The organism is Mesorhizobium sp. M7A.F.Ca.US.006.01.1.1 (assembly GCF_003997935.1).
Taxonomy (GTDB): domain Bacteria; phylum Pseudomonadota; class Alphaproteobacteria; order Rhizobiales; family Rhizobiaceae; genus Mesorhizobium.
The window spans coordinates 22383-29900 of record NZ_RZQL01000062.1 but is presented as its reverse complement, the minus strand read 5'-3'; the positions used below and the strand labels follow the sequence as shown (position 1 = coordinate 29900).

The following is a 7518-nucleotide window of genomic DNA, read 5'->3' as shown; positions in this document are numbered from 1 at the left end:
CAGTTCCTTGATGTCGGCGACGGCACCGGAAAAATCCTTCCAGAAATCGCGCAGCACGTCCTTCCAGGCGAGCTTGCCGTCCGAGATCTCGTCGAGCTTTTCCTCGAGGGACGCGGTGAAGTCGTACTCGACATAGCGCTTGAAGAAGCTTTCGAGGAAGGCCGACAGCAGCCGGCCCTTGGCCTGCGGCACCAGCCGGCGCTTGTCGATGGTGACATAGTCGCGGTCTTCGAGTGTCTTCAGGATCGCCGTGTATGTAGAAGGCCGGCCGATGCCGAGCTCTTCCAGCTTCTTGATCAGCGACGCTTCGGAGTAACGCGGCGGCGGCTCGGTGGTGTGCTGGGTGGCGTTGATCGCCTGGCGCGCTAGCTGCTCGCCGGCGCGGATCTCGGGCAGGCGACGATTTTCCTCGTCTTCCGCATCGTCTTCCTTCTGGTCGGTGTATGCGGCGATGAAGCCGTCGAAGCGAACGACCGAACCGATGGCGCGAAGTTCAGCGGTGCGCGATCCGTTGACAGCCTCGATCTCGGCGGTGGTGCGCTCGATCTCGGCCGGCTGCATCTGGCTGGCGATGGCGCGCTTCCAGATCAGCTCATAGAGCCGCATCTGGTCGGAATCGAGATATTGCCTGACCGATGCCGGGGTGCGCATGAAATCCGTCGGGCGGATCGCTTCGTGCGCTTCCTGGGCATTCTTGGCCTTGGCGGTATATTGGCGCGGTTTTTCCGGCAGGTATTTTGCGCCGAATTCCTTGGCGATGGCGTCGCGCGCGGCATCGATCGCCTCCGGTGCCATCTGCACGCCGTCAGTTCGCATATAGGTGATCAGGCCGGTGGTCTCGCCGCCGATCTCCATGCCCTCATAGAGGCGTTGCGCCACCTGCATGGTGCGGCTGGCCGAGAAGCCGAGGCCCGACGAGGCGGCCTGCTGCAGCGTCGAGGTGGTGAAGGGCGGGCCGGGATTGCGCTTGGTCGGCTTGGCTTCCACCGACACCGCCTTGAAGGTCGCGCCTTCAAGCATCGACTTGATGTCGTCGGCCTGCGCCTTGTTGGAAATGTCGAGCTTTTGCAGCTTCTTGCGATCGAAGGCGGTCAGCCGCGCTTCGAAATTCTCGTTGCGTGGTGTGCCCAGCAGTGCAGCGACCTGCCAGTATTCCTCGCGGATGAAGCGCTCGATCTCGGATTCGCGGTCGCAGACCAGGCGCAGCGCAACCGACTGGACGCGGCCGGCCGAGCGGGCGCCCGGCAGCTTGCGCCACAGCACCGGCGACAGCGTGAAGCCGACGAGATAATCCAGCGCCCGGCGGGCGAGATAGGCATCGACCAGCGGCGCATCGATCTGGCGCGGATTGGCCATAGCCTCCAGCACCGACGATTTGGTGATGGCGTTGAAGACGACGCGGCTAACCGGCTTGTCCTTCAGCGCGCGCTTCTGCTTCAGCACTTCCAGCACGTGCCAGGAAATCGCTTCCCCTTCGCGATCCGGATCGGTGGCGAGGATCAGGCCGTCGGCATCCTTGACCGCCTTGGCGATGTCGGCAAGCCGCTTGCCCGAGGCGGTGTCGACCGCCCAGGACATGGCGAAATCCTCATCCGGACGCACCGAGCCATCCTTGGCCGGCAAATCCCTGACATGGCCGAACGAGGCCAGAACCTTGTAGTTCTTGCCGAGGTATTTGTTGATTGTCTTCGCCTTGGCCGGCGATTCGACGACGACGACGTCCATGAGGTCTCATATCAGCTGTGGTGCGGCAGAAGAATTCCGCTGCGCGCGACGAAATCTCGTTCTATTTGTCGCTCACATGGCCGCGCTTTTGCATCCGGTCAAGGGGAAGCGCCCAAATTGCGGGCCGGTCCGCAGCAATACACTCTTAGAGTGTATGGAGAAAATCACAGAATTTGGGAAAGGGAGACCGTGGCCCCGAGTCAGCGGAAACGACCCGGTTCATTTTTCCGCCGAGTCGTTGAAATGCTGCCCAAACCGGGACGGGCGACATCATAACGGGCTGTTCGATGCCGGCCGCCGGGTGCATGGAGATGCCCGGCGACCAGCCCTTGTCCCGCCGGCAGCGGGATTGGCGTATCTAGTCGGCCTTGACGATATGCCAGACTTCGCCGACGCCGTCGCCGGTCACGTCGCCGGGTTTCTTGTCCTTTATAAAGGTGTAGACCGGCTTGCCATCATAGGCCCACATCTTGCTGCCGTCGGTGCGGTCGACGACGCTCCATTCGTCATCCGCCTTGGCGCCGGCCTCGGCTTTCAGCGGCGGCCAGTTGGTGGCGCATTTGTCGTAGCAATTCGTCTTGCCCTTCTCGTCCTTGTCATAGGTATAGAGCGTCATGCCGTTGGCATCGGTGTAGATCTTGGTGCCATTGACCTCGGCTTCCTTCCACGCTTCGGCGGCGAAGGATGCGGCGGTGCTGAGCAGAAGCGCTGCCAGTCCTGCGGTTATGGTTTTCATGGAAATCTCCCTGACTGATATCTGGAGACGCGCGGGTAATCGCGGCCTCACTGCATCAACGCCTGCGGGCTACTGTTTCTTCCCCGGGCGACCATGATCTTGCCAACACAATGGTGATTGGTGGACAAGGCTCCACGCCATTATATCGGCGTCACGGCATTGGAGTTTTGGAAATGGCATTGGACATCGGCTATGTCAGCGCGGTCGGGGCGGGAGCGGTCTCGTTCCTGTCGCCTTGCGTGCTGCCGCTGGTGCCGCCTTATCTCTGTTACATGGCCGGCGTGTCGGTCGACGATTTCCGCGGCGAGGCCAGCGCGACGGCCAAAGCCGGTGCGCGCGGCGCTCTGTTGTACTCCTCGATCGCCTTCGTGCTCGGCTTCTCGACCGTCTTTGTCGCGCTCGGCGCCGGCGCCTCGACCATCGGCCGGCTGCTGCGTGTCTGGCAGGAGCCGCTGGCCATGGGCGCCGGCGTGCTGATCATCCTGATGGGCCTGAATTTCCTCGGCATCCTGCGCATTCCGCTGCTGTCACGCGAGGCGCGCTTCCAGTCGCAAGGCAAGCCAGCAAGTGCAATCGCGGCCTATGTCATGGGGCTGGCCTTCGCCTTTGGCTGGACGCCCTGCATCGGCCCGGTGCTGGGACCGATCCTGACGCTGGCAGGCGGCCGCGAGACGGTGGGCGAGGGCGCACTGTTGCTCGCCGCCTATTCGCTCGGGCTGGGCATCCCGTTCCTGATCGCCGCCCTGTTTTCCGGCGCCTTCATGCGCTTCCTCGGCAAATTCCGCGTCCATCTCGGCCGCGTCGAAAAGGCGATCGGCGCGCTGCTGGTGGTCGCCGGCGTGTTTTTCCTCACCGGTGGCGTGCAGACCGTGTCTTACTGGCTGCTGGAGAATTTCCCGGTTCTGGGGCGGTTGGGGTAGGTCGCCTCGGCGGAACGATGCATGGGAGCCCGCGTTGCAGCGTCAGACCATCAACTGACGCTTTTTCGAGCCGGGAGGCGAGAATGGTAGCCAAGGCAGACGTGCAAAAGTTCTTCAAGACCTACGAGAAGATCTACAACGATGCGATCGCCGGAAACGCTGACCTGGACGACGTTGGCGACATGTATTCAACCGGCTTTGTTTCCGTGACGCCGGCAGCGGTCATGGTTGGCGAGAATGGCCAGCAGTTGAAGGACATCATGAAAAAGGGATTTGAGGCCTATCGTGCCATCGGCAGCAGGAGGATGACCTGTGTCGATGTCTCGGTGATGCCAATCGATCAGGACCATTGCGTGGCTGAGGTAAACTGGTCCGGTGACTATGAGCGGAAGGACGGGAGTCCTGTGACCATCGATTTCGCGATCAACTATCTGGTCGAACAACGCGATGGTGATCTGAAGGTGTTTGGCTGGATCGCTGGCGATGAACAGGCTGAATTCAGGAAACACGGCCTGATGTGAGAGCCGCCGATCTCCTGAGATCGGAACTCTTCAGCCGTCGCCTCACCGGAATTTAACCGCATTGGTGCAGCATGGCGCCAGATGCTACCTATCTTCGATTCCTGATCCCTTTTCATATGGTTGTCCTTCTATGAGCCAGAGATCCTGCCTGTCCGTCATTCTCGCCGCCGGCGAAGGCACGCGCATGAAAAGTGCGCTGCCGAAGGTGCTGCACCAGATCGCCGGGCTGCCGATGGTCGCCCATGTGGTGAGGGCGGCTGAAGCTGCCGGCGCCGGCAGCCAGGCACTGGTGATTGGCCATGGCGCGGAAGAGATGCGTAAGGCGGCGGCGAAATTCGCACCGAAGGCCGAGACCTTCGTGCAGGAAAAACGCCTCGGCACGGCGCACGCCGTGTTGGCCGCGCGCGAAGCGATATCAAAGGGTTATGACGATATTCTCGTGATGTTTGGCGACACGCCGCTGATCGACGCCGATGCGCTGACCGTAGCGCGGCTGAAACTGGCTGAAGGTGCCGCCGTCGTGGTTATCGGGTTCCGTCCGCCCAGTCCGACGGGCTATGGCCGGCTGATCGAGAAGGACGGGAAGCTGGTCGCCATTCGCGAGGAAAAGGACTGCTCCGAGGACGAGAGGAAAATAACCTTCTGCAATGCCGGCATGATGGCGGTGGCCGGCGCCCACGCGCTGACGCTGCTCGATCAGGTCGGCAACAAGAACGCCAAGGGCGAGTATTATCTCACCGACATCGTCGAGATCGCCAGTGCGCGAGGCCTCGATGTCGTCGCCACCGAAGCCAGCTTCGAAAGCGCGCTCGGCATCAACAACCGCGCCGAACTGGCGCAAGCCGAGGGCATATGGCAGGCGCGCAGGCGGCACGACGCGATGCTGTCGGGCGTGACGCTGATCGCGCCGGAGACCGTGTATTTCTCGCACGACACCGAGATCGGCACTGACACGATCGTCGAGCCCAATGTCTGGTTCGGACCGGGTGTGAAGATTGCCACGGGCGCCAAGATCCATGCCTTCAGCCATATTGAGGGCGCCACCATTGCGTCCAATTGCGATGTCGGGCCCTACGCGCGGCTGCGGCCAGGTGCCGATCTCCGGAACAAGGCCAAGGTCGGCAATTTCTGCGAGGTCAAGCAAGCGGTCATCGAGGAGGGCGCCAAGGTCAACCATTTGACCTATATCGGCGATGCCCGCGTCGGCGCGGGGGCCAACATCGGCGCCGGCACCATCACCTGCAATTATGACGGTTATTCGAAATTCTTCACCGATATCGGCGAGGGCGCCTTCGTCGGCTCGAATTCGTCGCTGGTGGCGCCTGTCACCATCGGCAAGGGCGGCTACATCGCCTCGGGCAGCGTCATCACCGAAAGCGTGCCCGACGACGCGCTGGCCTTCGGCCGCGCCCGCCAGAAGACCATTCCAGGCAAGGGCAAGGAATTGCGCGAGCGCTTTGCTTCGGCGGCGGCTGCGAAGAAAAAGTAAGACCGGCCCGCACAAAACCGAACGATTGCGGTAACCGGATTGCAAGAGCGGCCTGTCATGGTGCATCGACAGAATGAGCGTTCCGTTATACGGGACGAAATGCAATGTGACTTTCCACGGCATGCCGGCCATCCCTAAATAGTGCTGGTTTTCCGGGGACTCGGGGGCTTTCTGCATGTGCGGTATCGTTGGAATCGTCGGCCACTCGCAGGTTGCGCCGCTTATCGTCGATGCGTTGAAGCGGTTGGAGTACCGTGGCTATGACTCGGCCGGCGTCGCCACCATCGAGCGTGGCGAACTCGCTCGCCGCCGCGCCGAAGGCAAGCTCATCAACCTGGAGCGCCGGCTCAAGGACGAGCCGCTCGATGGCACGATCGGCATCGGTCACACGCGCTGGGCGACACATGGCGTGCCCAACGAGACCAATGCGCATCCGCATTTTTCCGATGGCGTCGCCATCGTCCACAACGGCATCATCGAGAATTTCGCCGAATTGCGCGACGAACTGGTCCACGACGGCTATTCTTTTTCGTCGCAGACCGACACCGAGGTCGTCGCGCATCTGGTGGCGCGCGAACTCGCCAAAGGGCTGAAGCCGGTCGAAGCCGCGCACCAGGCGCTGAAGCGGCTGGAAGGCGCCTTTGCGCTGGCCATCATGTTCAAAGGCGATGAAGACCTGATCGTCGGCGCTCGCAACGGTCCGCCTTTGGCCGTCGGCCATGGCGATGGCGAGATGTTCCTGGGCTCCGATGCCATCGCGCTCGCCCCGTTCACCAATTCGATCACCTATCTCGAAGATGGCGACTGGGCGGTGGTGCGCCGCGACGGCGTCACCATCTTCGACATCGACGGCACAAAGGTCGACCGCAAGCGCCAGCAGTCGCTTTCGACCAGCTTCATGGTCGACAAGGGCAATCGGCGCCATTTCATGGAGAAGGAAATCCATGAGCAGCCCGAAGTGATCTCGCATACCTTGGCGAATTATCTGGATTTTGTCGGCGGCGTCTCCAAGCCGCTGGATCTGCCGTTCAATTTCGCAGAGATCAACCGGCTGGCGATTTCGGCCTGCGGTACCGCCTATCTTGCCGGCCTGATCGGCAAATACTGGTTCGAGCGCTACGCGCGCCTGCCCGTCGACATAGATGTCGCCTCCGAATTCCGTTACCGCGAAATGCCATTGTCGAAGAACGACGCGGCGTTCTTCATTTCGCAATCGGGTGAGACCGCCGACACGCTGGCCTCGCTGCGTTATTGCCGCAAGGCCGGCATGAAGATCGGCGCGATCGTCAATGTGCGCGAATCGACCATGGCGCGCGAATCCGACGTCGTGCTGCCGACGCTCGCCGGGCCGGAAATCGGCGTCGCCTCCACCAAGGCGTTCACCTGCCAGTTGTCGGTGCTGGCTTCGCTGGCCGTGCGGGCTGGCGTGGCGCGCGGTACGATCTCGAAAGAACAAGAGAAGGCCCTGGTGCGCGCGCTTTCGGAAGCGCCACGCTATGCCAACCAGGTGCTCAAGCTTGAAGAGCAGATCGAGCGGATTGCGCGCGAACTCTCGCGCTACAAGGACGTGCTCTATCTCGGCCGCGACACCAACTTCCCGCTGGCCATGGAAGGCGCGCTGAAACTCAAGGAAATCTCCTACATCCATGCCGAAGGCTATGCGGCGGGCGAACTGAAGCATGGACCGATCGCGCTGATCGACGAGAACATGCCGGTCATCGTCATCGCGCCGCACGACCGCATTTTCGAAAAAACCGTTTCGAACATGCAGGAAGTGGCGGCGCGCGGCGGCAAGATCATCCTGATCACCGACAGCAAAGGTGCGGCACTGACGAGCGTCAAGACGATGGAGACGATCGTGCTACCGGACGTCCCGGAAATCATCTCGCCGATCATCTATGCGCTGCCGATCCAGATGCTGGCCTATTTCACCGCCGTGTTCATGGGCACCGACGTCGACCAGCCGCGCAATCTGGCGAAATCGGTGACGGTGGAGTAGCTCTCATCCTTCCGTCATCCTCGGGTCTGCGCCGCGTCGCTACGCTCCTTGCTCCGCCCGTGGATGACGAAGGAAGGATGTTTCGGCTAATCGCGAACGGATGCTGCTTCCGTTTGGATTGCTCCGTT

6 protein-coding genes are annotated in these 7518 nt (G+C 61.8%); 4 read left to right on the top strand and 2 right to left on the bottom strand.

The features are described 5' to 3' along the window. The coding region (gene topA, locus EN943_RS13340) for a type I DNA topoisomerase (protein WP_127412946.1) at positions 1-1725 on the bottom strand (1725 nt) is incomplete at its 3' end. 358 nt (positions 1726-2083) lie between these two features. Continuing rightward, positions 2084-2461 carry a hypothetical protein gene (locus EN943_RS13335; protein ID WP_127412945.1) on the bottom strand — a complete coding sequence of 126 codons (378 nt, stop codon included), beginning with the start codon at positions 2459-2461 and terminating at the stop codon, positions 2084-2086. Positions 2462-2634: 173 nt separating this feature from the next. Here EN943_RS13335 and EN943_RS13330 point away from each other — a divergent pair, with 173 nt between their 5' ends. The 4 genes from EN943_RS13330 to glmS all read left to right on the top strand — a co-directional run bounded on the left by EN943_RS13330 (position 2635) and on the right by glmS (position 7390). Next, positions 2635-3381, top strand: a complete 747-nt coding sequence (locus EN943_RS13330; RefSeq protein WP_127412944.1) for a cytochrome c biogenesis CcdA family protein — start codon at positions 2635-2637, stop codon at positions 3379-3381. A gap of 83 nt (positions 3382-3464) precedes the next feature. Beyond that, on the top strand, positions 3465-3902 hold the full coding sequence (locus EN943_RS13325; RefSeq protein WP_127412943.1) for a nuclear transport factor 2 family protein: 438 nt from the start codon (positions 3465-3467) through the stop codon (positions 3900-3902). 130 nt (positions 3903-4032) lie between these two features. Next, positions 4033-5391: a bifunctional UDP-N-acetylglucosamine diphosphorylase/glucosamine-1-phosphate N-acetyltransferase GlmU gene (glmU, locus tag EN943_RS13320; protein ID WP_127412942.1), complete on the top strand. Its 1359-nt coding sequence runs from the start codon at positions 4033-4035 to the stop codon at positions 5389-5391. Between the two features lie 175 nt (positions 5392-5566). Beyond that, on the top strand, positions 5567-7390 hold the full coding sequence (gene glmS / locus EN943_RS13315; protein ID WP_127412941.1) for a glutamine--fructose-6-phosphate transaminase (isomerizing): 1824 nt from the start codon (positions 5567-5569) through the stop codon (positions 7388-7390). Positions 7391-7518 lie beyond the last annotated feature (128 nt).

Bases quoted from the DNA above. Each gene is read 5' to 3' on its own strand.
- EN943_RS13325 (WP_127412943.1), top strand. From the start codon at position 3,465: ATGGTAGCCAAGGCAGACGTGCAAAAGTTCTTCAAGACCTACGAGAAG.
- EN943_RS13335 (WP_127412945.1), bottom strand. From the start codon at position 2,461: ATGAAAACCATAACCGCAGGACTGGCAGCGCTTCTGCTCAGCACCGCC.
- EN943_RS13330 (WP_127412944.1), top strand. From the start codon at position 2,635: ATGGCATTGGACATCGGCTATGTCAGCGCGGTCGGGGCGGGAGCGGTC.
- glmU (WP_127412942.1), top strand. From the start codon at position 4,033: ATGAGCCAGAGATCCTGCCTGTCCGTCATTCTCGCCGCCGGCGAAGGC.
- glmS (WP_127412941.1), top strand. From the start codon at position 5,567: ATGTGCGGTATCGTTGGAATCGTCGGCCACTCGCAGGTTGCGCCGCTT.